Here is an 870-nt window from a genome sequence, read left to right as displayed (position 1 = left end):
GGCCCGCCGGAGTGCGGTCGGCGGCGAGGCGGGGGGAGCGTCGCGCCGGCCATCGGCGGCGTCCCCGCGGACGCGCTGCTCGGCCCGCAGGTGCCCGCGCTCGCCCGGCGGATGGTCGCGACGTTCACCGACCGGTTCCCCGTCTATTCGGCGCTGCCGCACGAGGAGCTGGCCGGGGACATCACCCGGGTGGTCGAGCACAACCTGCGGGTGTTCGTCCGCACTCTGCGCACCGGGCGGCTGCCCGCGCCCGGCGAGCTGGCGGAGATGTCGCGGTCGGCGGCGCGCCGCGCCGAGGAGGGCGTGCCGCTGGGCGCGGTGCTGTCGGCGTACCACCTCGGCTGGCGGATCGGCCTGGACGCGCTGGTGGCCCGCGCGGGACCGGCGGACCTGGACGCGGTGGTCGAGGTCGAGCGGATCCTGCTGGACGTCCTGGGACTGGTGTCGGCGGCGGTCGCCGACGCCTACGTCGAGGAGCACCAGGCGCTGCGCGGGCAGGACCAGGCGGCGCGGCACGAGGTGCTGTCGGCGCTGCTGGACGGCCAGGACCCGCGCGAGGCCGCCCGGCGCGCGGGCGTGCGCCCGGCTCCCGCGTACGCGGTGTTGACGCTGGCGCTCGGCGCGCATCCGGACGAGAGCGCCTCCGGGGTGAGCAGCAGCGTCGCCGCGCGCCGCAAGCTCCGCCGCGTCCAGGCGGAGATCGACCACCACGGGCGCGACCAGGCGCTGCACGCGCTCAACGCGGCGGGCGGCACGGCGCTGCTGCCCGTGGACGACCCCGACGCGGCGCTGACCGGCGGGTGGGAGCGGCTGACCGGGCTCGTCGCGCGGATCGCGGACCGGGCGGGCACGGCCGTCCACGCCGGTGTC

At 78.6% G+C, this 870-nt stretch carries 1 pseudogene; it reads left to right on the top strand.

Annotated features, from left to right (window positions below):
* Positions 1-870, top strand: a pseudogene (locus DZF91_RS39285) (hypothetical protein); the annotation flags it as partial.

This window comes from Actinomadura logoneensis, assembly GCF_003428695.1.
GTDB classification, from domain to species: Bacteria; Actinomycetota; Actinomycetes; order Streptosporangiales; family Streptosporangiaceae; genus Spirillospora; species Spirillospora logoneensis.
This window is presented reverse-complemented; position numbering and strand designations above follow the sequence as displayed.